This is a genomic window from Streptomyces violaceoruber (genome assembly GCF_033406955.1).
Classification (GTDB): Bacteria; Actinomycetota; Actinomycetes; order Streptomycetales; family Streptomycetaceae; genus Streptomyces; species Streptomyces violaceoruber.
In genome coordinates this window covers 4,409,260-4,431,782 of the sequence record NZ_CP137734.1, presented here as the reverse complement: position 1 = coordinate 4,431,782, position 22,523 = coordinate 4,409,260, and the positions used below count along the sequence as shown (strand labels likewise).

Sequence of the window (22,523 nt, the reverse complement as noted above, 5' to 3'; positions counted from 1 at the left end):
CCCGGATTGTAGCCACGGCTCAGTGCCCGGCCCCCGGTGCCACCAGTTCCCCGAGCGCGATGTTGAGTTCGAGGACGTTCACCCGCGGTTCGCCGATGAAGCCGAGGGTGCGGGGGGTGGTGTGCTCGTCGACGAGCTCCTGGACGCGCTCGGCGGGCAGGCCGTTCTTCGCGGCGACCCGGTGCACCTGGAGGTCGGCGTACCGCGGGGAGATGTCCGGGTCCAGGCCGGAGCCGGAGGAGGTGACGGCGTCCGCGGGCACGTCCTCGGGCCGCACGGGGTGTCCGGGCACGGAGTTGTCCTTGACGACGGCGGCCTTGGCGTCCTTCACCCACTGGACGAGTTCCGGGTTGTCGGCGGAGCGGTTGGTGGCCCCGGACAGGATCAGCTCTTACCGGGTGTTGACGCTGTTGGTGCCGAGGCCGTTGGCGGGGCGGCCCTGGAACCATTTCAGGTCCGGCTCCGGAGTCTCCTGGCCCTCCTTCAGCGGCAGGTTGTAGGACTGGCCGATCAGGGAGGATCCGACGACCTTCCCGTCCGCCTTGATCTCGGAGCCGTTCGCCTTCCCGGGGAACAGCCCCTGGGCGACGCCGGTGACGACGAGCGGGTAGACGATGCCGGTGACCACGGTCAGGACGAGCAGGGCGCGCAGGCCCGCCGTGAACAGCCGGGCGGCGTTGGTGAGGGAGGTGTTCATGTCGGTCAGCCGATCCCGGGAATGAGCGAGACGATCAGGTCGATGAGCTTGATGCCGATGAACGGGGCGACCAGCCCGCCCAGCCCGTAGACGCCGAGGTTGCGGCGCAGCATCCGGTCGGCGCTCGTGGGCCGGTAGCGCACGCCCTTCAGCGCGAGCGGCACCAGCACGAGGATGATCAGCGCGTTGAAGACCACCGCGGACAGGATCGCGGAGTCCGGGGAGGACAGACCCATGATGTTGAGCTTGTCCAGGCCCGGGTAGACGGCCGCGAAGAGCGCCGGGATGATCGCGAAGTACTTGGCGACGTCGTTGGCGATGGAGAACGTCGTGAGCGCCCCGCGCGTGATCAGGAGCTGCTTGCCGATCTCGACGATCTCGATCAGCTTGGTGGGGTTGGAGTCGAGGTCGACCATGTTGCCGGCCTCCTTGGCGGCCGACGTGCCGGTGTTCATCGCCACGCCGACGTCCGCCTGGGCCAGTGCGGGGGCGTCGTTGGTGCCGTCGCCGGTCATCGCGACCAGTTTGCCGCCGGCCTGCTCGCGCTTGATGAGGGCCATCTTGTCCTCGGGCGTGGCCTCGGCGAGGTAGTCGTCGACGCCCGCCTCGTCGGCGATCGCCTTGGCCGTCAGCGGGTTGTCGCCCGTGATCATGACGGTCCTGATGCCCATGCGGCGCAGCTCGTCGAACCGCTCGCGCATGCCCTGCTTGACGACGTCCTTGAGGTGGACGACACCGAGGACGCGGGCGCCGCGCTCGTCCTCGACGGCGACGAGCAGCGGTGTGCCGCCCGCCGCGGAGATGCGCTCGACGGCCGTGTCCGCGTCCTCGGTCCCCGAGCCGCCGCGCTCCCGGACCCAGGCGACGACGGATCCCGCCGCGCCCTTGCGGACCTTGCGGCCGTCGGCGTCCACGCCGGACATGCGGGTCTGGGCGGTGAACCCGATCCATTCGGCGCCGACGAGTTCGCCCTGGTGGCGCTCGCGCAGGCCGTACTTCTCCTTGGCGAGGACGACGATCGAGCGGCCCTCGGGTGTCTCGTCGGCGAGCGAGGAGAGCTGGGCGGCGTCGGCGAGTTCGGCCTCCGTCACACCGCGTACCGGCACGAACTCGGCCGCCTGCCGGTTGCCCAGCGTGATGGTGCCGGTCTTGTCGAGGAGCAGTGTGGAGACGTCGCCGGCGGCCTCGACCGCGCGGCCCGACATCGCCAGCACGTTGCGCTGCACCAGGCGGTCCATGCCCGCGATGCCGATCGCGGAGAGCAGGGCGCCGATCGTGGTCGGGATGAGGCAGACCAGCAGGGCCACCAGCACGATCATGTCCAGGTGGGTGCCCGCGTAGTCGGCGAACGGCGGGAGGGTGGCACAGGCCAGCAGGAAGACGACGGTCAGCGAGGCCAGCAGGATGTTCAGCGCGATCTCGTTCGGCGTCTTCTGCCTGGCCGCTCCCTCGACCAGGTTGATCATCCGGTCGATGAAGGTCTCGCCCGGCTTCGTGGTGATCCTGACGACGATGCGGTCGGAGAGCACCTTGGTCCCGCCGGTGACCGCGGACCGGTCGCCGCCGGACTCGCGGATGACGGGCGCCGACTCGCCGGTGATCGCCGACTCGTCGACCGAGGCGACACCCTCGACGACGTCCCCGTCGCCGGGGATGACGTCCCCGGCCTCGCAGACGACCAGGTCGCCGACCGTGAGGCCGGTGCCGGGGACCGTGGTGCCGTCGGCCCGGCGGGCGACGGTGTCGGTCTTGGCCCTGCGCAGGGTGTCGGCCTGGGCCTTGCCGCGGCCCTCGGCTACCGCCTCCGCCAGGTTGGCGAAGAGCACGGTCAGCCAGAGCCAGGCGCTGATCGTCCAGCCGAACCAGTCGCCGGGCTCCGTGACGGAGAAGGCCGTGGTCAGCACGGAGCCGACGAGCACGACGAACATGACGGGCGACTTCGCCATCACCCGCGGGTCGAGCTTGCGGAACGCGTCGGGCAGCGACTTGACCAGCTGCTTCGGTTCGAAGAGGCCCGCGCCGACGCGGCCCTGACCGGGCTGCTGCCCGGAGGGTGCGTCGTCGTGCGGCGCCCGGGCCGGGGTGGTTGTGGACATCGCGTCCTCGTGCTTCTGCGTGTCGGTGTTCATGCCGCCAGCCCTTCGGCGAGCGGGCCCAGGGCGAGGGCCGGGAAGTAGGTCAGACCGGTGATGATCAGGACGGCGCCGGCCAGCAGGCCGGCGAAGAGCGGCTTCTCGGTGCGCAGCGTGCCCGCGGTGGCCGGAACCGGCTGCTGCCGGGCCAGCGAGCCCGCGAGGGCCAGGACGAACACCATCGGCACGAACCGGCCCAGCAGCATGGCGAGGCCGAGGGTGCTGTTGAACCACTGGGTGTCGGCGTTCAGGCCGGCGAAGGCCGAGCCGTTGTTGTTCGAGGCGGAGGTGTAGGCGTACAGGATCTCGGAGAAGCCGTGCGCCCCGCTGTTGGTCATCGAGTCGCCCGGGGTGGGCAGGGCCATCGCTGCGGCCGTGAACACCAGGACCAGGGCCGGGGTGATCAGGATGTAGCAGGCGGCGAACTTGATCTCGCGGGTGCCGATCTTCTTGCCCAGGTACTCCGGGGTGCGGCCGACCATGAGCCCCGCGATGAACACCGCGACGACCGCCATGACCAGCATGCCGTAGAGCCCGGACCCGACCCCGCCGGGCGCGATCTCGCCCAGCATCATGCCGAGCATGGTGATGCCGCCGCCGAGGCCGGTGTAGGAGGAGTGGAAGGAGTCCACCGCGCCGGTCGAGGTCAGGGTGGTGGTCACCGCGAAGAGCGACGAGCCGCCGATCCCGAAGCGCAGCTCCTTGCCCTCCATCGCCCCGCCGGCCGCCTGCAACGCGGGACCGTGGTGGGCGAACTCGGTCCACATCATCAGGGCGACGAAGCCGGCCCAGATGGCGGCCATCGTCCCGAGGATCGCGTAGCCCTGGCGCACCGAGCCGGTCATGATGCCGAAGGTCCGGGTCAGCGCGACCGGGATCAGCAGGATCAGGAAGATCTCGAACAGGTTGGTGAACGGCGTCGGGTTCTCGAAGGGGTGGGCGGAGTTGGCGTTGAAGTAGCCGCCGCCGTTGGTGCCCAGCTCCTTGATCACCTCCTGCGAGGCGACCGCACCCCCGTTCCACTCCTGGGTGCCGCCCATGAACTGGCCGACCTCGTGGATGCCCGAGAAGTTCTGGATGACCCCGCAGGCCACCAGGATCACCGCGCCGACCGCGGCGATCGGCACCAGGACACGGACGACCCCGCGGACCAGGTCGGCCCAGAAGTTGCCCAGTTCTCCGGTGCGGGACCGCGCGAAGCCGCGTACGAGAGCGACGGCGACGGCGATGCCGACGGCCGCCGAGACGAAGTTCTGCACGGCCAGACCGGCGGTCTGCACGACGTGGCCCATGGCCTGCTCGCCGTAGTACGACTGCCAGTTGGTGTTGGCGACGAAGGACGCGGCGGTGTTGAAGGCCTGGTCCGGGTCGATGGAGGCGAAACCGAGCGAGCCGGGCAGCACGCCCTGGAGCCGCTGGAGCAGGTAGAGGAAGAGGACCCCGGCGAGCGAGAAGGCGAGGACCCCGCGCAGGTACGCGGGCCAGCGCATCTCCGTGTCCGGGTCCGCGCCGATGCCCTTGTAGATCCACTTCTCGACCCGCAGGTGCCTGGGCGAGGAGTAGACCCGGGCCATGTGGTTGCCGAGGGGGACGTGGGCGAGCGCCAGCGCGGCCGTGAGCGCGAGCAGTTGGAGCACGCCGGCGAGGACGGGGCTCATGCGGTGCTCAGAACCTCTCCGGGTGGATCAGGGCGAGGACGAGGTAACCGAGCAGGGCGACGGCCACGATCAGGCCGACGACGTTCTCCGCGGTCACAGCTTCGTCACCCCCTTGGCGACAAGGGCCACGAACGCGAACACCGCGATCATGGTGAGGACGAAGGCCACGTCGGCCATCGCTGGCTCCTAGTGAGGTTCGGAAAAGAAGCTGACAACGAGATGAGAGCTTCCTTCCGACCGTTTTCGGCCGCCGTTGATGGCTTCCATACGGCGGCGCGAACGCCTTTGACACGTCTCTGACGCCCTACGTGAACGGCCGGTACGCGGCGATCGGCCGGAACCGGCCCGGCATCACAGCGCCACGATGGCACCGCAGCGACACCCGCCACGATGGCACCGCAGCGACACCGTGCGCCGGACGGCTACTCCGGCAGCCCGTGGGCCGCCACCCGCTTCACCGTCCCCCCGGCCAGCCGGTAGGACAGACCGACGACCGCGCACCGGCCGGCGGCCACCTCGTTCGCCAGCAGCGCCGAGCGGCTCACCAGCCCGTCGACGCTGCGGCGGATGTGCTCGTCCACGAACTGGTCGATCTCGGTACGGCCCAGGGCGCGCGCGGCGAGCACGCTCGGGATCACCCGTTCCACCACGTCCCCGAGGTAACCGGCCGGTGCCGCGCCGCCGCGCTCGGCCTCGGCGGCCGCGGTGACCGCGCCGCAGGAGTCGTGCCCGAGCACCACCACGAGCGGTGCGCCCAGCACGTTGACGCCGTACTCGACGCTGCCCAGCACCTCCGCACCGGCCACATGGCCGGCCGTCCGCACCACGAACAGGTCGCCCAGTCCCCGGTCGAAGATGATCTCGGCCGCCAGCCGCGAGTCCGAGCAGCCGAAGAGCACCGCGAACGGATGCTGGCGCGGGGCCAGCTCCGACCGGCGGTCGGCGTCCTGGTTGGGGTGCAGACGGTCACCGCTCACGAAGCGGGCGTTGCCCTGCAACAGCGCCGCGTAGGCCTCGGCAGGGGAGGAAGGGCTCAGATCAGGCATGGGGGCACGGTACTGGCCCGATCGCGGAAGGGCGGGCACGCCGAGCGCCGGTTCGAGCGCGGCGCTACGCCCCCTCGGTCCCCGGCTCGGACTGTCCGGCCCGGAGGTCCGCGAGCAGTTCGGCCTGTCCGGCGAGCACGCCGGACAGGATGCCGCGCGCGACCCTGAGCAGCTCGGCGACCTGCGGGCTGGTCAGGGAGTAGTACACGGTGGATCCCTCCTTGCGGGACACCACCAGGTTCGCCCGGCGCAACACCGCGAGCTGCTGGGACAGATGGGCCGGCTCGATCCCCACCTCGGGGAGCATCTCCGCCACCGCGTGCTCGCGCTCGCTCAGCAGTTCCAGGACGCGGATGCGCGCCGGGTGGCCGAGCGTCTTGAAGAACTCGGCCTTCAACTGGTACAGCGGCGTGCTCATCGTGCCTTCGCCCTCCTCGCGCCGCGGCGGCGCGGCCCGGTCGGCCCGCCCGGGGCGCGTCGCGCCCGTCCCGTCCTCATCAGCATGCCGCCCATCCTCGCCCGAGCCACCCGCCAGGCCGAATCCACCGGGACGAACCCGGTCGCACCGGGGCGGTGCCGGGTTACTCCGACCGGCTGTGGACGGGCGGCACGCCCCGGACCGACGGGCGAGGGTGGGCGGAAGGCGAACCGCACGGCGGGAGGCGAGGCACGCGTGATGGCGGAGGAACGGCGGCACTCGCCGGGCGAGCCGGCCTCGGCCGACGTGGATTTCTCCGGGGGCTCCGCGGCGGACTCCGGCGCGGAGCTCCCGGAGGGATCCGGCGCGGGTCCCGCGCAGGGCTCGGGGGAGGGGCCCGCAGCCGCCCCGGGCCGCGGCGGTGACGACGAGCCGTACGCCTCGCTCCTCGACCTGCCGCTCAGCTCCGACCTGAACCGGATCGGCGAGCAGCTGCACGCCCTGGCCCGCGCCCAGCGGACCCTCCAGGAGCTGCTCCAGGCGGTCGTGAACATCACCGGCGAGCTGGAGCTGCCCGCGGTGCTGCGCCGCATCGTGCGCACCGCGATGGACCTGGTGGGCGCCCGTTACGGGGCCATGGGCGTCCTCGACCAGGAGGGCAGGCTCCTGGAGGAGTTCATCCCGCTGGGGCTCACCACGAAGGAGCTGGCCGACCTGGAGGGGGTGGAGCTGCCGCGGGGCAGGGGCCTGCTGGGGCACCTGATCCACCACCCCGAGCCGCTGCGGGTCAAGGACATCTCGCGCCACCCGGAATCGGCGGGCTTCCCGCCCGGACATCCGCCGATGCGCAGCCTGCTCGGGGTGGCGATCAGTGTGCGCGGCCGGATCTACGGCAACCTCTACCTCTCCGAACGCAAGGACGGGCAGCCCTTCGACCGGCACGACGAGGGCGTGATCCGCGCCCTGGCCGGCACGGCGGGCGTGGCGATCGAGAACGCCCGCCTCTACCAGCAGGTGCAGAACAGCAGCGAGCAGTTCCAGCGGCTGCTGCTGCCCCGCCTGCCCGACCTGCGGCCCTTCACCGCGGGCGCGGCCTACCGCCCGGCGAGCGCGCCCGCCGCCGTGGGCGGCGACTGGTACGACGCCATGCTGCTGCCCGGCGGGGCCTGCGCGGCGGTGATCGGCGACGTCGTGGGGCACGACCTGCGGGCCGCGGCCGACATGTCCCAGATCCGCAACATGCTGCGCGCCCTGTACTACGACCCCGGCGCCGCGCCCAGCACCTCCCTCGCCCGGCTCGACCGGATCATGAACGCGGCCCTGGACGAGGCCCCGGTCGCCACCGCGCTCCTCGCGCGGCTGGAGCCCGCCGACGGCACGTGGCAGCTGCGGTGGTCCAGCGCGGGACACCCGCCGCCGCTCGTGCTGCTGCCCGACGGGCGGGTCCGCTACCTGGACATGGAGCCCGGACTCCCCCTCGGCGTGGCGCCCGACCTGCCGCGGCCCGACCACTGCCGGCCCCTGCCGGTGGACAGCACCGTCATCCTGTTCACCGACGGCCTCGTGGAGGTCCCCGGCCAGCCGCTGGACCGGGGCCTGGACGCCCTGGCCGTGACCGCCTCCCGGCTGGTGGGGCTGGCGCCCGAGGACCTGTGCCATGCCCTGGTCGCCCACCGGCCCGGCAACGGCCACGACGACAAGGCGGTCATCGCCCTGCGCACCCCGCCCCTGACGAGCTACGGCTCCTCGTGAGCGCGGCCGGTGCGCGCCTCACCCGGGTCCGCGGCTCACAGCGGGAGCGTGACCCAGATGCTCTTGCCCCGGCCGTCGCCGTCGCCCCGGACCACCGCGGTGCCGCCCAGGGTGCCGGTGAGTTCCATGACGGTCGCCAGGCCCCCGGTCCGGCCGGTGGTCCGCGCGCCGTGCAGCCGCGGCTGGTGCGGGTGCCGGTCGTGCACGGCGAAGGCCAGGCAGTCGTCTCCGGCCGCGTATGTGACGGTCACCTGCTCGCTCGGCGGCGACGCGTGGCGGACGCTGTTGGTGACCAGCTCGCTGAGGATCAGCAGGGCGGGTGCGACGGCGGGGTGGCCCGGGTTCACGCCCCACTCGGCGAGGGCCTGCTCGGCCGTCTCCCGGGCCAGCCGGACCGCCGGGGGCGCCGCGGGCAGGGTGAGCACGTGCCGGTGGGGCATGGGCTGGAGCAGGGTGCTCATCGCGTCTCCACAGGGGAAACCGGTCCGCGGCTGCCCGCGGACCCGGGGCCCCAGCATCCAACGACTTGCGAACTTTCGCAATTCGGCAGGCGTGCGGCCCCGGCGCGCTCAGGCCGCCTCGAGCCGTGGTTCCGGGAGCGCCGGCGGCGCCGCGGTCACCGGTTCCCAGCCCTTCGTGGTCCGTACGTAGCCGTGGATCACCGAGGCCATGGCCAGCAGCAGGAGCGGTCCGAAGACCCACGGGTGCCGGGCCATCTCCAGCGACAGGTAGCGCGTCGAGGCCAGGATCGCGGTGAACACCAGCGCCCCGTGGGCGACCAGCAGGCTTCCCGACCGGTCCCAGCCGCGGTCCAGGGAACGCAGCCCCGCCTCGACCGTGACCGCGAACACGACGCCGGCGATGAGGTCGATGGCGTAGTGGTAGCCGAACCCCAGCGTGGCGGAGAGCGTGGCGACGAGCCAGAACGCTCCCGCCCAGCGCAGGACGCGCGGGCCCTTCCGGGAGTGGATGAAGATCACGGTGGCCCACGCCGTGTGCAGGCTGGGCATGCAGTTGCGGGGGGTGACCCCGTCGTACGTGAACGCGTGGGGCGGGCCGACCGGCGGGAGCGTGTGGGGCCACAGGTCGGCGATCGCCCACTCCGCGCCGCCGGTGCCGAAGGCGCCCGTGCCGTAGGCGAAGACCGGTCCGACGACCGGGAAGATCATGTAGATGGCCGGCCCGAGCAGGCCGATCAGCAGGAAGGTGCGCACCAGGTGGTGGCGCGGGAACCGGCGCTCGGCCGCCACCCCGCGCAGCTGGTACAGCGCGACCACGACCGCGGCCACCGCGAGCTGGACGTAGACCCAGTCCAGTATGTGCTCACCGACCGCGCCCGTGGCCTCGACGGCCCGTCCCACCAGCCACGACGGGTTGCCCAGCGCGTGGTCGGCGGTCGCCACGTACGGGTCGAGGACGTCCGGGCGGGTCTTCGACGTGATCAGCAGCCAGGCGTCGCCGGTCTTGCGCCCGGCCACCAGCAGCAGGCCGAGCCCGACGCCCTTCAGCAGGAGGATCCGTTCGGGGCCGGTGCGCCGGGTCAGGGCGAGGACCCCGCAGCCCAGGACCACCCACAGCGCGCCGTTGCCGAAGGAGTGGCTGCCGGACGCGGTGGCGTCCGCCGCCCACCGCACCAGGGCGACGGTGAGGTCGACGCCGACCGCGACGGCCGCCGCGACCAGCCGCTGCCGCCAGGTGAGGACCACCATCGTCAGCGCCAGCCCGGCGTAGAGCAGGGGCCCCGAGGCGGGAGCGAACACCAACTCCTTGGCCTGGTTGGTCATCGGCCCCGGCAGGCCGTAGCGGCGCGCGGCGATCTCCAGCGCGACGAGGAACGCGAGGGTCGCCGCACCCGCCACGGCCCAGAGTCTCGCCCGCGTCCCGGCCCTGGGTATTCGCGGTGTTTCCCGTGAAGACATGCACAGGAAACTAGCCCATCAGTGGCTGAGCTCCGGCTGCCAGGCGAAGCCGTCCGGGTCGGCGAACGGGCGGGTGCCGCCGGAGACGACGAGCCGGTGGGAGCCGGTGCCGTCGGCGGAGACGCCCGCGACCTTGGCGAGGGCCCGGCGCTTGTAGAGGGAGAGCTTGACGGTGCCCGGGCCGGTGGCGAACTCGACGTACTTCCCGCCGAAGCTCTTGCCCACGGTGAGGCCCTGCTCGACGTAGAACCGCTTGGTGGCCTTGACGTCCTCGACGCCCAGGAGCAGCACGATCTCGTCGACGTCGCGGGTGACCGGGGCGGTGTCCTTCTTCGCCGAGGTCGCGATCTGCCAGACCGTGCCGTCCGGTGCCCGCACGACGCCGCCGTAGCCCCACAGCGACTTCGCGGCGGGCTTGAGGACGGTGGCGCCGGCGTCGACGGCGGCGGTGAACAGGGCGTCGACGTTGCCGGGCTGGGCGACGACGAGCGACAGGGTGAAGCCGCGGAACCCGCTCGTCGGGTCGTCCGAGGCGCGGAGCCGCACCCGCGATCCGTCGAGCCCGAAGGCATCGGCGTAGAAGCGGGCGGCGGCCTCGGTGTCGGCCACCTCGAGGGTGACGGAGTCGATGGAGTTCATGTCCTAGACGTTATGGGCGGGCCGGTCCGCGGTGCTTCTCGAAAACTGACCGGCTGCCCCGCCCTGCCGGAACGTTCCGGCGCCAGGCAGACTCTGCGGCACAGGCACGACCACGGAGGATGACGTACACATGATCACGCTCACCAAGGAAGGCGGCCCCGCGGACCTGGACGGAGTGACCCACCTGTCCATCGGCGTCTCCTGGGACCCCACCGCCGGCAGCAGCGGCGGCGTGCTCGGCAAGCTGCGGCGCAAGACCGGCACCGACCTCGACCTGATCGCCGTCGCGATGCAGGGCGGCGACCCGGTGCGCCTCGCCGGGCTCGACTCGCTCGATCCGATGGGCAACGGCTCGCTGCTGCACAGCGGCGACAACCAGACCGGTCACGGCGACGGTGACGACGAGACGGTGACCGTCGAGTTCGCGCGGCTCCCGAGCGCCATCACCTCGATCGTGTTCGTCGCCGCCGCGTACAAGAAGGGCAGCTCCTTCCAGAAGGCGCGCAACATCAGCTTCAAGGTCTACGACGCGACCGGGGGCAGCTCGGAGCAGGTCGCCGACATCTGGCCCAGCCTGCTCAGCCAGGACAACGGCTGCGCCGTGGCCAAGGCGGTGCGGGTCGGCGGCACCTGGAAGCTGGAGGTCGTCAACGAGACGGGCAAGATCAAGCAGGGCGACGAGCACGCCCTGATGCGCTTCGCCGTCAGCAAGTAGTACGGCGGTACGGCCCGACGACGGCGCTGTGGCCCGACGGCGGCGGTACGGCCCGACAGCGGCGCTGTGGCCCGACAGCGGCGCCACGGCCCGACGACGGCGCTGTGGCCCGACGACGGCGGTACGGCCCGACAGCGGCGCTGTGGCCCGACAGCGGCGCTGTGGCCCGACAGCGGCGCCACGGCCCGACGACGGCGCTGTGGCCCGACGACGGCGGTACGGCCCGACAGCGGCGCTGTGACCCGACAGCGGCGCTGTGACCCGACGGCGGCGCCACGGCCCGACAGCGGCGCTGTGACCCGGCAGCGGCGCCACGGCCCGGCAGCGGCGCTGTGACCCGGCAGCGGCGCTACGGCCCGGCAGCGGGCGCCCGGCCGTCGGCGCCGGTCCTCACGCGCCGCCGGACCAGGCGTCCGGCCGGGGGGTCAGGACCGCCTCGGCCACCTCGGAGGCCGAGGCCATGACGTCGGCCGCGAACCGGCGCCGGCCGACGCCGAGCCGGCGTAGCCCCGCGCCGTGGTCGGCGGCGACCACCACGGTGGCGGCGAGCAGGAGCAGCCGCCACAGGACCATCACGGGGCGGCGCGTCACCGCGGGGAGTTCGGCCAGCGAGTGGTGCAGCCGCTCGCAGTGGAAGGGCACGTGGCGCCGCTCGTCGGCCAGGATCCGGCCCGCCACCTCCGAGGTCAGCGCGTCGTCGGTGCCGTCCCTGAGGGCCCGGTAGTAGCGCAGCGCCACGACCTCGGCGATCATCAGCACCAGCAGCTCGGTGCGCAGGCCCAGCAGCCGCCGCAGCCGTACGAAGACGGTGTCGCTCCAGTGGCCGCTCAGCGCCGGCCTGTCCCCGGCGGCCAGCAGCCGGGCCAGCAGCCGGGCGTGGTTCTGCTCCTCGGCGACGAAGAGCCGCACCGCCCGCGCGTAGTCGGCGTCGCCCGCCTCCTCGGCCTTGGCGACGAGGTTCGCGCCGTCACCGTCCTCGCCGACCTGGAAGCGCTGGATGCCCGCCCACACCGCCCGGTGCAGTACGGCGCCCCGCTCCCAGTCCGGGTCGCCCTGCGCCGCCCTGCGCTCCCGCTCGTCCTCGAACCGCCGTGTCCACGTGGCGAACCCGTCCGTACCCACTGCGCCGCCCCTCTCCGGGACACGGCCGGGCGTGCCCTGAAAGGGGACGACGCTGCCGGCCGCCGATCCGTTCCCCGCGGACCGTCCGGCCGTCCGGCCTCGCGCCGTCAGCCGCTCAGTCCCAGTTCGCCCGCGCGCACGCCCGCCTGGAACCGCGACCCGGCGTCGAGGGCGTCGAGCAGCCCGGCGACCCGGCGCCGGTAGGTGCGCAGCGACATGCCCAGCTCCCGTGCGGCGGCCTCGTCCGTGGCACCCGAGCCCAGTGCCCGCAGCACCGTCCGGCTGCCGGCGTCGAGGTGCGGCTGGTCGCCCCGCAGGAAGGACGCGAGGTCGGTGGCCGCCTCCCAGGCGGCCTCGAACAGGGCGTGCACGCCGCCGACCAGGGTGGGCGCACCGGTCACGGTGTACGCGCGGCCGCCGGGCGCGTCCGCACCGGCGAGGATCGCCCAGCGCCGGTCGATGATGATCGTCTCGTGCGGCAGGGCACCGGCGGCGATCCGCACCCGGGCACCCCGGGCGGCCAGCTCGGCCAGGTGCGCACGGCCGCCCTCGTCGGCCAGCGCGGCCGGGCTGAGCAGCTTGCGGACGTGTGTGGCACCGCTGTCCCGCACCCGCGCCCGGGCGACCCGCCGGGCGGCGGGGCGGGGCCAGGTGTCGAGGTCGCGGGCGGCGCAGACGAACTCCTCCCGGACCGAGGAGAAGAGATGCCCGGCACGGGCCAGCAACTCCGTATCACCGTGCACCGTCATGCTCTCTGCCATCGGGGCCATACGGCCATTGTGCCGCCTGCGCCTCCACCGGCCGGGGTCTCGGCGCGTGCCGCACCCGCACGGGCCCACGGCGCCGCCGTCGGCGCCCTGGCGGCCCTCGGCGGCGGCCGCCGCCGTCATGACGGCCACCGCCCCGTGCGGGCCATCCGCTCCGTGGAAGCCACCGCCTTCGCAATGCTCCCCGGCGCCGAAGCCTCTGTCGGCGGTCCGACGGGTCGACGGGCCGCCGGGCCGCCGGGCCGCCGGGCCGTCGCGTCGGTGTGGTGACGACCGGGCCGCGGGGCGGTGGCTGGCAGCAAGCTGCCAAGGGCTCGTGGGGCGGGGGGCGTGCCGCGCAGGGTGAGGGCATGAGCAACGACTTCCGCCTCGGTGGCGACCTTCCGATCGGGCGGCTCGGCTTCGGAGCCATGCGCCTGCCCACCAACAGCTTCCACGGCCCGGCCCGCGACCCGGAGACCGGCCGCGCCGTGCTGCGCCGTGCCGTGGAACTCGGCATCGACCACATCGACACCGCCGCCTTCTACACCAGTGACGACGGCTCCGTCCGGGCCAACGACCTGATCCGCGAGGCCCTGCACCCCTACCCGGACGGCCTGGTGATCGCCACCAAGGTCGGCCCGCTGCGCACCCCGAACGGCGGCCTGGAGGCGACCACCGATCCGGGCGCACTGCGGGCACTGGTCGAGGAGAACCTGGCGGGCCTCGGGGTCGACCGCCTCGACCTGGTGTACCTCCGCATCGGCGGCATCGAGCCGCCGCCGCACGGCGAGTCCGTCGCCGCCCGCTTCGAGGCGCTGGCCGCGCTGCGCGAGGAGGGCCTGATCCGGCACCTGGGCCTCAGCCACGTGGACGCCGGGCACCTCGCCGAGGCGCGGGCGATCGCACCCGTCGCGGCCGTCCAGAACCACTTCCACCCTGACCGGCGCGACGACACGGAGGTGCTGGCCCGCTGCGAGGAGGCCGGCATCGCCTACGTGCCGTACTTCCCGCTGGGCGGCGGCCTGGCCGACATCGGCGGGGGCCGCGTCGCCGAGGTCGCGGACCGGCACGGCGCCACGGTCCCGCAGATCGCCCTGGCCCGGCTGCTCGCCTCCTCGCCCGTCACCCTGGCCATCCCCGGCACGGGCTCCGTGGCCCACCTGGAGGAGAACACCGCCGCCGGGTCGATCGTCCTGACCGCCGAGGACCTCGCCGACCTCCGCTGACCCCGCCCGCGCGGACGTGTCCTTTGTCTCGGTGCGGGGGTTCGCGCGCCATGGACCGGCGCTGTCCGCCAGGTCGGCGGGGAGGACCCGGCGGCCGTCCCGGGAATATTCCCCCGGCGGCCGATCGGGCCAAGATTATCGCCGGCACCCGGTCGATCACGGCGTGCTACTGTCGGACGAAGTTGCAGTTGTGGTTGCCTGAAGGTTTTTTCCGACGGGGTGATCATCGCGGCGACCGGAGTGCACACAGGGTGAACTCCGAGCACCGTACCGAAGGAGAAAACATGGCTTCCGGCACCGTGAAGTGGTTCAACGCCGAAAAGGGCTTCGGCTTCATCGAGCAGGACGGCGGCGGTCCCGACGTCTTCGCCCACTACTCGAACATCAACGCGCAGGGCTTCCGCGAGCTGCTCGAGGGTCAGAAGGTGACCTTCGACATCGCGCAGGGCCAGAAGGGCCCGACGGCCGAGAACATCACCCCGGCCTGACGCTCACGCACACCGCGCAGCTGGGGCCCGCACCTAGGGGTGCGGGCCCCAGCTCGCCGCGTTTCCGGGCGCACGCCGCCCCGCGGGGGCCACGGATTTCCCCCCGCGCATTCGACTTACCCGCGTTCCCCGCGTTCCCCCGCATTCACCAATTCTCCCGGTCCGCTCGGCCCCACACGCCGAAATCGACCGGTCCGGCTCGTTCTTGCGATTCCCTGCGCCGCTCGTCCGCTGCGGGTCTCCCTTGTTACGTGCCGTATCAAGGAAGGTTCCCCATGAACCGCGCACGCACCAACGACCGCCGGCGCGCCGGCGACGGCCCCCGTCGCTCCCGTTCGGCCGGCCGCCCCCAGAACTCCGGCCGCCGCCCGGCCGCCGCGCCCCAGGGCGGCGAGTTCGCCCTGCCCAAGACCATCACCCCGGCGCTGCCCGCCGTCGAGACCTTCGCCGAACTGGACCTGCCGGCCCGCATGCTGGCCGCGCTCGGCGACCAGGGCGTGACCGAGCCGTTCCCGATCCAGGCGGCGACCCTGCCGAACTCCCTGGCCGGACGCGACGTGCTCGGCCGCGGCCGCACCGGTTCTGGCAAGACGCTCGCCTTCGGCCTGGCCCTGCTGGCCCGCACGGCGGGCAAGCGCGCCGAGCCGCGGCGTCCGCTCGCCCTGGTCCTCGTCCCCACCCGTGAGCTGGCCCAGCAGGTCACCGACGCGCTCACCCCGTACGCCCGCGCCGTGGGCCTCAGGTCGGCCACCGTGGTCGGCGGCATGTCCATCGGCCGGCAGGCCGGCGCGCTGCGCTCCGGCGCGGAGGTCGTCGTGGCGACGCCCGGACGGCTCAAGGACCTCATCGACCGCGGCGACTGCGCCCTCGGCGACGTCACCATCACGGTCCTGGACGAGGCCGACCAGATGACCGACATGGGCTTCATGCCGCAGGTCACCGCCCTGCTCGACCAGGTCGCGGCGGACGGGCAGCGGATGCTGTTCTCGGCCACCCTGGACCGCAACGTCGACAAGCTGGTCCGCCGCTACCTGACCGACCCGGTGGTCCACTCCGTCGACCCGTCGGCCGGTGCCGTCACCACGATGGAGCACCACGTCCTGCACGTGCAGGACGAGGACAAGCAGCGCGCGACCATCGAGATCGCGGCGCGCGACGGCCGGGTCATCATGTTCCTGGACACCAAGCACCGGGTGGACCGGCTGGTGAAGCACCTGCTGAAGAGCGGGGTGCGCGCCGCCGGCCTGCACGGCGGCAAGTCCCAGCCGCAGCGCACCCGCACCCTCGCCCAGTTCAAGGACGGGCAGGTGACGGCGCTGGTGGCGACCAACGTCGCGGCCCGCGGCATCCACGTCGACAACCTCGACCTGGTCGTCAACGTGGACCCGCCCGGCGACCACAAGGACTACCTGCACCGGGGCGGCCGCACGGCCCGGGCCGGCGAGTCCGGCAGCGTCGTCACCCTGGTGACGCCGGACCAGCGGCGCGAGATGACCCGGCTGATGTCCCTGGCCGGGATCACCCCGCAGGTCACCCCGGTCCGCTCGGGCGAGGCGGAGCTGGCGCGCATCACCGGTGCGCAGACCCCCTCGGGCGTTCCCGTCGTCATCACCGCACCGGTCGTGGAGCGCCCCCGGCGCGCCGCCGCCGGCGCGGGGTCCCCGTCCCGCGGCCGCCGCGGCCGTTCCGCGCAGGGCCGCAGCGGCGGGCAGGGCACCGGTACCCAGGCCCGCACCGGCGCCGCGCAGTCCCGCACCGCGGGCCAGTCCCGCACCGCCGCCCAGGGGCGGCCCACCGGCGAGTCCCCGCGCCGCAGGCCGCGCCGCCAGTCCACCGGCGGTTCGACCGGCTCGGCGGCCTGACACCCCTAGGACACCCGCCCCGGGTTCGGACGCGGTCCGGATCCGGATCCTGACCCCACCCGCCCCATTCCGCTCGTTGGAGGCATCATGCGCTGTGTCATCGCCCGGTATCCGTTCGACCTCACCAAGAGCGGGGTGCTGGACTCGATGAAGGGCGTCACGCCCGAACCCGTCACCGGTGAGTCCGTGACCATCGGCCGCCGCCGGTACCCCGTCAAGCAGGTGGGCGAGGTCGTCACCCGGCAGGACCGGCGCGACTTCAGCGGCGGCGAGGTGACCCGGGCCATGGCCCGCCTCGGCTTCACCTGCCACCCCGCCCCCGGGGCCGAGCCCGCGTCCCCGGCGCCCGCCGCCACGCCGGTCGAGGCGGCGTCCGCGCTGCTGGGCGGCACCGTCGGCACCCCCCAGGAACTCTGAGGCCGGATCAGAACAGGCCCGTCGCCCGGCCCTCGTCGTCCCAGCGGACCTCCAGCACGCGCTGGACGGCCGCGCGGTCGACGGGGCCGAAGACGTGCGGGAACAGGGTGCCCCCGGCGACCCCGGGCGGCGGGGCGGGTTCGGCCGCCTCCCACACGCACCTCGCGGTGAGCCGGTCCTCGTCCAGGAGCAGGGCCACCAGTGGCCGGGGCGCGCCGCGGTAGAAGGCGTTGACGACGGCGAGCGTGGTCTCCTCGTCGGGCGAGCAGTGGACGAACCCGTCCCGCGTGAGGGAGTCGGGCGCGTACGGCCGGCCCCGGCCGGCGTTCCACTCGGCCAGCGGTACCACGTGGTAGATCATCACCCCGTTGTAGCAGCCGTGCCGTCCGTCACGGCCGGGCCGCCCTGCTCCGCGGGGCCGTGCGCCGAGGGCGTGGGTACCACGGTGCCGGGCGCGTTCGTCGGCGCCTGCCGGACGGGCGGGTCGCTCGGCTCGGCCGACGGCTCGGACGACGGCGTCGACGGCGACGGCTCCGAGGGCGACGGCGTGGCGCCGGGCGGCGCGGATTCCCCGGTCGGCAGTGCGGGGCCGGTGTCGGGCGCCCGGGTGGATTCGCTCGGCGGCGCCGGGCTCGGGGTGGCCTCCGGCGTGGGGGCGGCCGGGGCCGGGGCCAGGGGCGGCGTCGGGCGCGCCGGCGGGGCGGGGGCCGCCAGGTTCAGCGGCAGCGCGATCAGGGCGGCGGCGGCAGCGGTCGCGGCGGCACCGGCGGCGGCGCGCAGCAGGCGCCGCCGGGACGCGGCCCGGCGGATCGCCTCGTAGCGGCCCGGCGGCGGGCCCAGGAAGTCGGCGCCCGGACGCAGCACGACCAGCAGCGGATCGTCGCGGTCGGAACCGGGCTCGTCCATCTCGTCCTCAAGGCGTGTGGTCAAGGCTTCTCCTCAGATGGACGCGGAGCAGTTCGCGGGCCGCGTGCAGGTCGGCCTTGACGGTTCCCTCCTTGCGTCCGGTCAGCACGGACACCTCCCGGATCGGCATGTCGGCGTAGTAGTGGAGCAGGATCGGCACCCGCAGCCGCTCCGGCAGCGACTGTACGAGCAGCCGCACCGAGGGGTCGGCCTGTTCCGGGTGCGGGCGCACGGCGACCTCCGCGGTGACCCGGCGCACCGCCCGGCGCTCGCGCTCCAGCTTGCGCCAGTGGTCGCGGACGAGGTTGGCGGCGGTGACGTAGAGGAAGCCGCGGGGCTCCTCCACGGACGTCCAGCGGGCCCAGAGCCGGGTGAACGCCTCGGAGGCGATCTCGTGGGCCGTCTCGTCGTCGTCGACGAGCCGGCGGCACCAGCCGGCGAGGCGCGGATACAGGGCGGCGAACAGCTCGGACGCCGCCCTGTCACGGGACCGTTTCAACGCTCTCCATGGTCGTGAGGGTATGCGGTGCGGTGCGCACCGGGACCTGTTCTAGCGGCCCTTGGTGGCGCTCAGTTCGGCGAAGACGATCACGTTGTCCCGGTACTCCTGGCCGTCGCGCGGACCGCCGCAGGTGATGAGCCGCAACTCCGGCCCCGCCACGTCCCCGTAGACGTCGTCCGTCGGGAAGTCGGCCTTCGCCACCGTCCGTACGGCGGTGACCGTGAACTCGGCGGTGGTGCCGTTCTCCAGGCGGGCCTCGATCCGCTCGCCGCGGCGCAGCCCCGCGAGGTGCCGGAAGACCCCGTCGCCGTACCGGCCCACCGTGACGTGGCCCAGGAGGACCGAAGGGCCCACCTGACCCGGCGTCGGCGAGTGCCGGTACCAGCCGGCGCGGTCGTCGTCCGTGACGGGCGGGACCTCCACCGTGCCGTCCGCGGCGAGACCGAGGCCCATCACCGGGGTGTCGACCCCGATGGCGGGGATGCGCAGCCCCACCGGCACGGAACGCGCCAGGGGCCGCACCGGCTCGGCGGGGGTCCGCGCGGGCGGTGCCGCGGCCGTCGCGGGCGGCGGCCGGTCGGGTGCCGTGCCGCCGTCCCCCTGGCCGCCGCCGCAGCCCACGAGCAGCGCGGCCAGCGCGGCGGTCGCGAGGACCCGGCCGGGGCGCGGGATCATGCGCCGGTCGCCGCCGCCCGTCGACGGCGTACGACGAAGAGGACCGCGCCGCCCGCGAGGAGCACCCCGCCGGCACTCGCGCCGACCACGGACGCGTCGGTCCCGGCCGGGTCCGAGGGCCCCGCGACCCCGGTGTCGGCCGCGCCCTCCGGTACGACGGAGACCTGGCCGTCGGCCGGCGCGGGGGTCGGCGCCTCGGTCGGCTCGGCGGCGGGGGCGCTGACGGACGGCACGGGGGTCGCGTCGGCCGGTCCGGTGCCGGGGCTCGGGGCGCTCTCGGCGGGGGCGGCGGGCGCCGGGGTGGGGTCGTCGGCGAACGCGGTTCCGGTGCTAGCCAGTACGGCGGTGCAGGCCAGGGCCACGGCGGTGAGGATGGTTCGGCGCATCGGGTCGCTCTCTCTCGTCGTCGGCGCGGCGGCGCGTGGGCACCGGCGCACCGCGGGGGGTGATGCGGGTCGGACGGAGAGACGAGGCGGGGACCGGCCGGGTTGTAAAGGAATGGCAAAGTCGCCTCGGGTCCGCGACCGCCCCGCTTCTTACGGACCCGTGACGTGCGGGACGGCACACCCGGCCCGGCGCCTGCCCGGGCCTAGCGTGTCGGACATGCGCGTACTGGTCACCGGCAGCGCCGGTTTCATCGGGTCCCATGTCGTCGAGGCCCTGCGGGAGCACGGGCACGAGCCCGTGGGCTACGACGTCCGCGAGGACCCCGGCGCCGACGTGCGCGATCCGGCGGCCCTGGCGCGAGCACTCGCCGGGGTGGACGCCGTGTGCCACCAGGCGGCGATGGTCGGCCTCGGCAACGGGTTCGCCGACGCGGCGGAGTACGTCTCCCGCAACGATCTCGGCACCGCCGTCCTGCTCGCCGCGACGGCCGGGGCGGGCGTGCGGCGGCTGGTGCTCGCCGGGTCGATGGTCGTCTACGGGGAGGGCCGTTACACGTGCGCGCGGCACGGCGTGGTGCGGCCGGGACCGCGCGCCGTCGCCGACCTGGACGCGGGCCGGTTCGAGCCCACCTGCCCCCGGTGCGGCGCGGACCTGGCCCCGGGCCTGGTCGGCGAGGACGCCCCGGCCGACCCGCGCAACGTGTACGCCACGACCAAGCTGGCCCAGGAGCACCTGGCCGCCGCCTGGGCCCGGACGACCGGCGCGACGGCGGTGTCACTGCGCTACCACAACGTGTACGGCCCCCGGATGCCCCGCGACACCCCGTACGCCGGTGTCGCCTCCTTCTTCCGCTCCGCGCTGGCCCGCGGCGAGGCGCCGCGCGTCTTCGAGGACGGCCGCCAGCGCCGGGACTTCGTGCACGTGCGGGACGTGGCCGCCGCGAACGTCGCCGCACTGGAGTCCGCCCGGCCGCCGGAGGGCGCCCTCAGCGCCTACAACACCGGCAGCGGTGAGCCGCACACCGTGGGTGAGATGGCCGTCGCCCTGTCCGCCGCGCACGGCGGCCCCGAGCCCGTCGTCACCGGCGAGTACCGCCTCGGCGACGTCCGGCACATCACCGCGGACTCCGCGCGCCTGCGGACCGACCTGGGCTGGCGGCCCCGGGTCGGATTCGCGGAGGGCATGCGGGAGTTCGCCCGGGACGGGCTGCGCGGGGACTGACCCGGGGTCCGGCCCGGGGCTCAGGCCCCCGCCGGCGGCAGGATCACCTCGAAGCGGCAGCCGCCGGGGATGTTGCGGACCGTGGCCCGGCCCCGGTGGGCCTCGACGATGCCGCGGACGATGGCGAGGCCCAGGCCGGCCCCGGCCGGGGGCGTACGGGCGTGGGTGCCGCGCCAGCCGGTGTCGAAGACCCGCGGCAGGTCCTCCTCGGGGATGCCGCCGCAGCCGTCGGTGACGGAGACCACCACCCCGTCGGCGGACCGCTCGGCGGCGACCGCGACCGTGCCGTCGGCCGGGGTGCGGCGGATCGCGTTGACCAGCAGGTTGCCCAGGACCCGGCTCATCTCCTTGCCGTCCACCTCGACCGGTACCGCCGCCACCGCGTCGCCGACCAGCCGTACGCCGTGCCGGCGCGCGAGCGGGTCCGCGCCCGCGAGGGCGTCGCCGATCAGGTCGTAGAGCGAGATCCGGGCCGGGGCGAGGACGAGCGTGCCGGCGTGGATGCGGGAGAGTTCGAAGAGGTCGCCCACCATGTCGTTGAGGCGCTCCACCTCGGCGCGGATCTGCCGCAGGTAGCGGTCGGGGTCGGCGGCGACCCCGTCCTCCAGCGCCTCGGACATGGCGCGCAGCCCGGCCAGCGGGGTGCGCAGGTCGTGCGAGATCCAGGCGACCAGCTCGCGCCGGGAGGCCTCCAGGGCGCGCTCCCGCTCGCGGGACTCGGCGAGCCGGGCGCTGGTGGCCGCCAGTTCGCGGCTGAGCGCGTCCAGTTCGGCGGTCGCCGGGGTGCTGGGGGCGGCGTAGTCCCCGTCGTCGCCGAACGACCGTGCCGCGGCCGCCAGTTCGCGGCTGCGGGCGACCACCCAGCGGCCCAGCAGCAGCGCGGTGGCCAGGGAGACGACGGCCGCCATCGCCACGACGGTCGTGACGACGGACAGGTCGTGCGGGGACAGGAACATCGCCCAGGCGACGGCCAGCGTGCCCGCGAGCATCGCGAGGACGGCGACCGCGGCCACCACGGCGAGCGACGCGGTCAGCGAGCGCCGCCGGATCAGCCGCAGCACGGCCGCGCCCACCAGACCGGCGGCGGCGGCGCCCGCGAAGGCGTAGAGGGCGATGAGGAAGGTGGCGTGCACGGTCAGTCCGCCTCCCGGCCCGCGGGGTCGAAGCGGTAGCCCACGCCCCACACCGTCTGGATCAGCCGGGGCCGGGCCGGATCGTCCTCGACCTTGCCGCGCAGCCGCCGGACGTGGACGGTGACGGTGGACAGGTCCCCGAAGTCCCAGCCCCACACCTCACGCATCAGCTCCTCCCGGGCGAACGCCCGTCCCGGATGCCGCAGGAAGAAGACGAGCAGGTCGAACTCGCGCAGGGTCAGGGCCAGTTCGGTGCCGTCCTTGGTGGCCCTGCGGGCGGCCGGGTCGGCGGTCAGACCGGCCGCGGACGGCGGGCGCGGCGCCGGGGCGGGCCGGGTGCGGCGCAGGACGGACTCCACCCGCAGCACCAGCTCCCGCGGGCTGAACGGCTTGGTCACGTAGTCGTCGGCGCCGACCTCCAGCCCGAGGACGCGGTCGTCCTCGTCGCCCCGGGCGGTCAGCATGATGACCGGCACCGGCCCCTGGCCGCGCAGCCGACGGCACACCTCCAGCCCGTCCATGCCGGGCAGCATCAGGTCGAGCACCACCAGGTCGGGACGGTGCCCGGCGGCCCGCGCGAGCGCCTCCGGCCCGTCACCGGCCCGGTCGACACGGTAACCGGCCCGGTCGAGGTACCCGGCCACGACCTCGGCGACGGTGGGATCGTCGTCCACGACGAGGATCCGGGCGGGGTCGGCCGCGGGGCCGACGGCGGGGGCGGCCGTCGGTTCGAGCACCGGGACGGTCGCAGGCCCGGTCGCGAGGGCGGTCGCGGCTTCGGCGGCCGGAACGGCCGGAACGGCCGACGGGGCCGGTGGGGCGGGCTCGGAGCGCTGCTGCTGCATGGGTCCAGCCTCGC

24 protein-coding genes and 1 pseudogene are annotated in these 22,523 nt (G+C 74.2%); 7 read left to right on the top strand and 18 right to left on the bottom strand.

The window, feature by feature from the left end:
• Positions 1–19 precede the first annotated feature (19 nt).
• The 6 genes and pseudogenes from R2E43_RS19850 to R2E43_RS19825 form a co-directional block, all read right to left on the bottom strand.
• Positions 20–697 (bottom strand): annotated as a pseudogene (locus R2E43_RS19850) (potassium-transporting ATPase subunit C).
• 5 nt (positions 698–702) lie between these two features.
• Positions 703–2,826, bottom strand: a complete 2,124-nt coding sequence (kdpB, locus tag R2E43_RS19845) for a potassium-transporting ATPase subunit KdpB (protein WP_011029187.1) — start codon at positions 2,824–2,826, stop codon at positions 703–705.
• Complete coding sequence (gene kdpA, locus R2E43_RS19840; RefSeq protein ID WP_332056412.1) at positions 2,823–4,487, bottom strand: potassium-transporting ATPase subunit KdpA; 1,665 nt, start codon at positions 4,485–4,487, stop codon at positions 2,823–2,825. The genes kdpB and kdpA overlap by 4 nt, the downstream gene beginning before the upstream one ends.
• A gap of 7 nt (positions 4,488–4,494) precedes the next feature.
• Positions 4,495–4,584: a K(+)-transporting ATPase subunit F gene (gene kdpF / locus R2E43_RS19835; RefSeq protein WP_007451765.1), complete on the bottom strand. Its 90-nt coding sequence runs from the start codon at positions 4,582–4,584 to the stop codon at positions 4,495–4,497.
• A gap of 325 nt (positions 4,585–4,909) precedes the next feature.
• A complete protein-coding gene (locus R2E43_RS19830; RefSeq protein ID WP_003975219.1) occupies positions 4,910–5,533 on the bottom strand; it encodes a carbonic anhydrase in 624 nt (207 codons plus the stop codon).
• Positions 5,534–5,597: 64 nt separating this feature from the next.
• On the bottom strand, positions 5,598–5,951 hold the full coding sequence (locus tag R2E43_RS19825) for an ArsR/SmtB family transcription factor (RefSeq protein ID WP_003975218.1): 354 nt from the start codon (positions 5,949–5,951) through the stop codon (positions 5,598–5,600).
• Between the two features lie 258 nt (positions 5,952–6,209).
• Here R2E43_RS19825 and R2E43_RS19820 point away from each other — a divergent pair, with 258 nt between their 5' ends.
• Positions 6,210–7,703, top strand: coding sequence for a GAF domain-containing SpoIIE family protein phosphatase (locus tag R2E43_RS19820; protein WP_189283172.1), 1,494 nt, complete (start codon positions 6,210–6,212; stop codon positions 7,701–7,703).
• Positions 7,704–7,738: 35 nt separating this feature from the next.
• On the opposite strand, the gene R2E43_RS19815 is transcribed toward R2E43_RS19820, so the two are convergent.
• The 3 genes from R2E43_RS19815 to R2E43_RS19805 all read right to left on the bottom strand — a co-directional run bounded on the left by R2E43_RS19815 (position 7,739) and on the right by R2E43_RS19805 (position 10,261).
• The gene (locus tag R2E43_RS19815) at positions 7,739–8,164 is read right to left on the bottom strand and encodes an ATP-binding protein (protein WP_016326622.1); all 426 of its coding nucleotides are present in this window, start codon (positions 8,162–8,164) and stop codon (positions 7,739–7,741) included.
• Positions 8,165–8,272: 108 nt separating this feature from the next.
• Positions 8,273–9,562: a phosphatase PAP2 family protein gene (locus R2E43_RS19810; protein WP_106518222.1), complete on the bottom strand. Its 1,290-nt coding sequence runs from the start codon at positions 9,560–9,562 to the stop codon at positions 8,273–8,275.
• A gap of 78 nt (positions 9,563–9,640) precedes the next feature.
• Positions 9,641–10,261 carry a VOC family protein gene (locus R2E43_RS19805; protein WP_003975214.1) on the bottom strand — a complete coding sequence of 207 codons (621 nt, stop codon included), beginning with the start codon at positions 10,259–10,261 and terminating at the stop codon, positions 9,641–9,643.
• A 130-nt stretch (positions 10,262–10,391) separates the two neighbouring features.
• Here R2E43_RS19805 and R2E43_RS19800 point away from each other — a divergent pair, with 130 nt between their 5' ends.
• Entirely contained in the window at positions 10,392–10,976 is a 585-nt protein-coding gene (locus R2E43_RS19800; RefSeq protein WP_003975213.1) for a TerD family protein, read from the top strand.
• Positions 10,977–11,366: 390 nt separating this feature from the next.
• Here the strand turns inward: R2E43_RS19800 and R2E43_RS19795 are convergent, their stop codons facing one another.
• Positions 11,367–12,098: a hypothetical protein gene (locus R2E43_RS19795; RefSeq protein ID WP_011029192.1), complete on the bottom strand. Its 732-nt coding sequence runs from the start codon at positions 12,096–12,098 to the stop codon at positions 11,367–11,369.
• 107 nt (positions 12,099–12,205) lie between these two features.
• On the bottom strand, positions 12,206–12,859 hold the full coding sequence (locus tag R2E43_RS19790) for a helix-turn-helix domain-containing protein (protein ID WP_030870650.1): 654 nt from the start codon (positions 12,857–12,859) through the stop codon (positions 12,206–12,208).
• Positions 12,860–13,215: 356 nt separating this feature from the next.
• On the opposite strand from R2E43_RS19790, the gene R2E43_RS19785 reads away from it, so the two are divergent.
• From R2E43_RS19785 to R2E43_RS19770, 4 genes are all read left to right on the top strand, one after another.
• Complete coding sequence (locus R2E43_RS19785) at positions 13,216–14,073, top strand: aldo/keto reductase (RefSeq protein WP_093456483.1); 858 nt, start codon at positions 13,216–13,218, stop codon at positions 14,071–14,073.
• Positions 14,074–14,357: 284 nt separating this feature from the next.
• The gene (locus R2E43_RS19780) at positions 14,358–14,561 is read left to right on the top strand and encodes a cold-shock protein (protein ID WP_003975209.1); all 204 of its coding nucleotides are present in this window, start codon (positions 14,358–14,360) and stop codon (positions 14,559–14,561) included.
• A gap of 275 nt (positions 14,562–14,836) precedes the next feature.
• Positions 14,837–16,423, top strand: coding sequence for a DEAD/DEAH box helicase (locus tag R2E43_RS19775; protein ID WP_011029195.1), 1,587 nt, complete (start codon positions 14,837–14,839; stop codon positions 16,421–16,423).
• Between the two features lie 87 nt (positions 16,424–16,510).
• Entirely contained in the window at positions 16,511–16,840 is a 330-nt protein-coding gene (locus R2E43_RS19770; protein WP_003975207.1) for an SCO5918 family protein, read from the top strand.
• Positions 16,841–16,847: 7 nt separating this feature from the next.
• On the opposite strand, the gene R2E43_RS19765 is transcribed toward R2E43_RS19770, so the two are convergent.
• Genes R2E43_RS19765 through R2E43_RS19745 form a run of 5 tightly spaced genes read right to left on the bottom strand, consistent with a single transcriptional unit; the run spans position 16,848 to position 19,309 of the window.
• Entirely contained in the window at positions 16,848–17,201 is a 354-nt protein-coding gene (locus R2E43_RS19765; protein WP_003975206.1) for a DUF952 domain-containing protein, read from the bottom strand.
• Positions 17,201–17,770 carry a hypothetical protein gene (locus R2E43_RS19760; protein ID WP_030870657.1) on the bottom strand — a complete coding sequence of 190 codons (570 nt, stop codon included), beginning with the start codon at positions 17,768–17,770 and terminating at the stop codon, positions 17,201–17,203. Before R2E43_RS19760 ends, R2E43_RS19765 begins: the two co-directional genes overlap by 1 nt.
• Positions 17,754–18,245, bottom strand: coding sequence for an RNA polymerase sigma factor (locus R2E43_RS19755; protein ID WP_003975205.1), 492 nt, complete (start codon positions 18,243–18,245; stop codon positions 17,754–17,756). Before R2E43_RS19755 ends, R2E43_RS19760 begins: the two co-directional genes overlap by 17 nt.
• A gap of 51 nt (positions 18,246–18,296) precedes the next feature.
• The gene (locus tag R2E43_RS19750) at positions 18,297–18,923 is read right to left on the bottom strand and encodes a class F sortase (protein WP_030870660.1); all 627 of its coding nucleotides are present in this window, start codon (positions 18,921–18,923) and stop codon (positions 18,297–18,299) included.
• On the bottom strand, positions 18,920–19,309 hold the full coding sequence (locus R2E43_RS19745; protein WP_093456486.1) for an LPXTG cell wall anchor domain-containing protein: 390 nt from the start codon (positions 19,307–19,309) through the stop codon (positions 18,920–18,922). Before R2E43_RS19745 ends, R2E43_RS19750 begins: the two co-directional genes overlap by 4 nt.
• Before the next feature lie 217 nt (positions 19,310–19,526).
• On the opposite strand from R2E43_RS19745, the gene R2E43_RS19740 reads away from it, so the two are divergent.
• The gene (locus tag R2E43_RS19740; RefSeq protein WP_030870662.1) at positions 19,527–20,531 is read left to right on the top strand and encodes an NAD-dependent epimerase/dehydratase family protein; all 1,005 of its coding nucleotides are present in this window, start codon (positions 19,527–19,529) and stop codon (positions 20,529–20,531) included.
• Positions 20,532–20,551: 20 nt separating this feature from the next.
• Here the strand turns inward: R2E43_RS19740 and R2E43_RS19735 are convergent, their stop codons facing one another.
• A complete protein-coding gene (locus R2E43_RS19735; protein ID WP_011029200.1) occupies positions 20,552–21,664 on the bottom strand; it encodes a sensor histidine kinase in 1,113 nt (370 codons plus the stop codon).
• 2 nt (positions 21,665–21,666) lie between these two features.
• A complete protein-coding gene (locus R2E43_RS19730; RefSeq protein ID WP_246549912.1) occupies positions 21,667–22,509 on the bottom strand; it encodes a response regulator transcription factor in 843 nt (280 codons plus the stop codon).
• Positions 22,510–22,523: the final 14 nt, after the last annotated feature.

Excerpts from the sequence above, each read along its gene's own strand:
- R2E43_RS19775 (WP_011029195.1), top strand. The coding sequence starts at position 14,837 with ATGAACCGCGCACGCACCAACGACCGCCGGCGCGCCGGCGACGGCCCC.
- R2E43_RS19790 (WP_030870650.1), bottom strand. The coding sequence starts at position 12,859 with ATGGCAGAGAGCATGACGGTGCACGGTGATACGGAGTTGCTGGCCCGT.
- R2E43_RS19785 (WP_093456483.1), top strand. The coding sequence starts at position 13,216 with ATGAGCAACGACTTCCGCCTCGGTGGCGACCTTCCGATCGGGCGGCTC.
- R2E43_RS19765 (WP_003975206.1), bottom strand. The coding sequence starts at position 17,201 with ATGATCTACCACGTGGTACCGCTGGCCGAGTGGAACGCCGGCCGGGGC.
- R2E43_RS19800 (WP_003975213.1), top strand. The coding sequence starts at position 10,392 with ATGATCACGCTCACCAAGGAAGGCGGCCCCGCGGACCTGGACGGAGTG.
- R2E43_RS19780 (WP_003975209.1), top strand. The coding sequence starts at position 14,358 with ATGGCTTCCGGCACCGTGAAGTGGTTCAACGCCGAAAAGGGCTTCGGC.
- R2E43_RS19805 (WP_003975214.1), bottom strand. The coding sequence starts at position 10,261 with ATGAACTCCATCGACTCCGTCACCCTCGAGGTGGCCGACACCGAGGCC.
- R2E43_RS19770 (WP_003975207.1), top strand. The coding sequence starts at position 16,511 with ATGCGCTGTGTCATCGCCCGGTATCCGTTCGACCTCACCAAGAGCGGG.
- R2E43_RS19730 (WP_246549912.1), bottom strand. The coding sequence starts at position 22,509 with ATGCAGCAGCAGCGCTCCGAGCCCGCCCCACCGGCCCCGTCGGCCGTT.
- R2E43_RS19820 (WP_189283172.1), top strand. The coding sequence starts at position 6,210 with ATGGCGGAGGAACGGCGGCACTCGCCGGGCGAGCCGGCCTCGGCCGAC.
- R2E43_RS19815 (WP_016326622.1), bottom strand. The coding sequence starts at position 8,164 with ATGAGCACCCTGCTCCAGCCCATGCCCCACCGGCACGTGCTCACCCTG.
- R2E43_RS19750 (WP_030870660.1), bottom strand. The coding sequence starts at position 18,923 with ATGATCCCGCGCCCCGGCCGGGTCCTCGCGACCGCCGCGCTGGCCGCG.
- kdpB (WP_011029187.1), bottom strand. The coding sequence starts at position 2,826 with ATGAACACCGACACGCAGAAGCACGAGGACGCGATGTCCACAACCACC.
- R2E43_RS19825 (WP_003975218.1), bottom strand. The coding sequence starts at position 5,951 with ATGAGCACGCCGCTGTACCAGTTGAAGGCCGAGTTCTTCAAGACGCTC.
- R2E43_RS19745 (WP_093456486.1), bottom strand. The coding sequence starts at position 19,309 with ATGCGCCGAACCATCCTCACCGCCGTGGCCCTGGCCTGCACCGCCGTA.
- kdpA (WP_332056412.1), bottom strand. The coding sequence starts at position 4,487 with ATGAGCCCCGTCCTCGCCGGCGTGCTCCAACTGCTCGCGCTCACGGCC.
- R2E43_RS19830 (WP_003975219.1), bottom strand. The coding sequence starts at position 5,533 with ATGCCTGATCTGAGCCCTTCCTCCCCTGCCGAGGCCTACGCGGCGCTG.
- R2E43_RS19740 (WP_030870662.1), top strand. The coding sequence starts at position 19,527 with ATGCGCGTACTGGTCACCGGCAGCGCCGGTTTCATCGGGTCCCATGTC.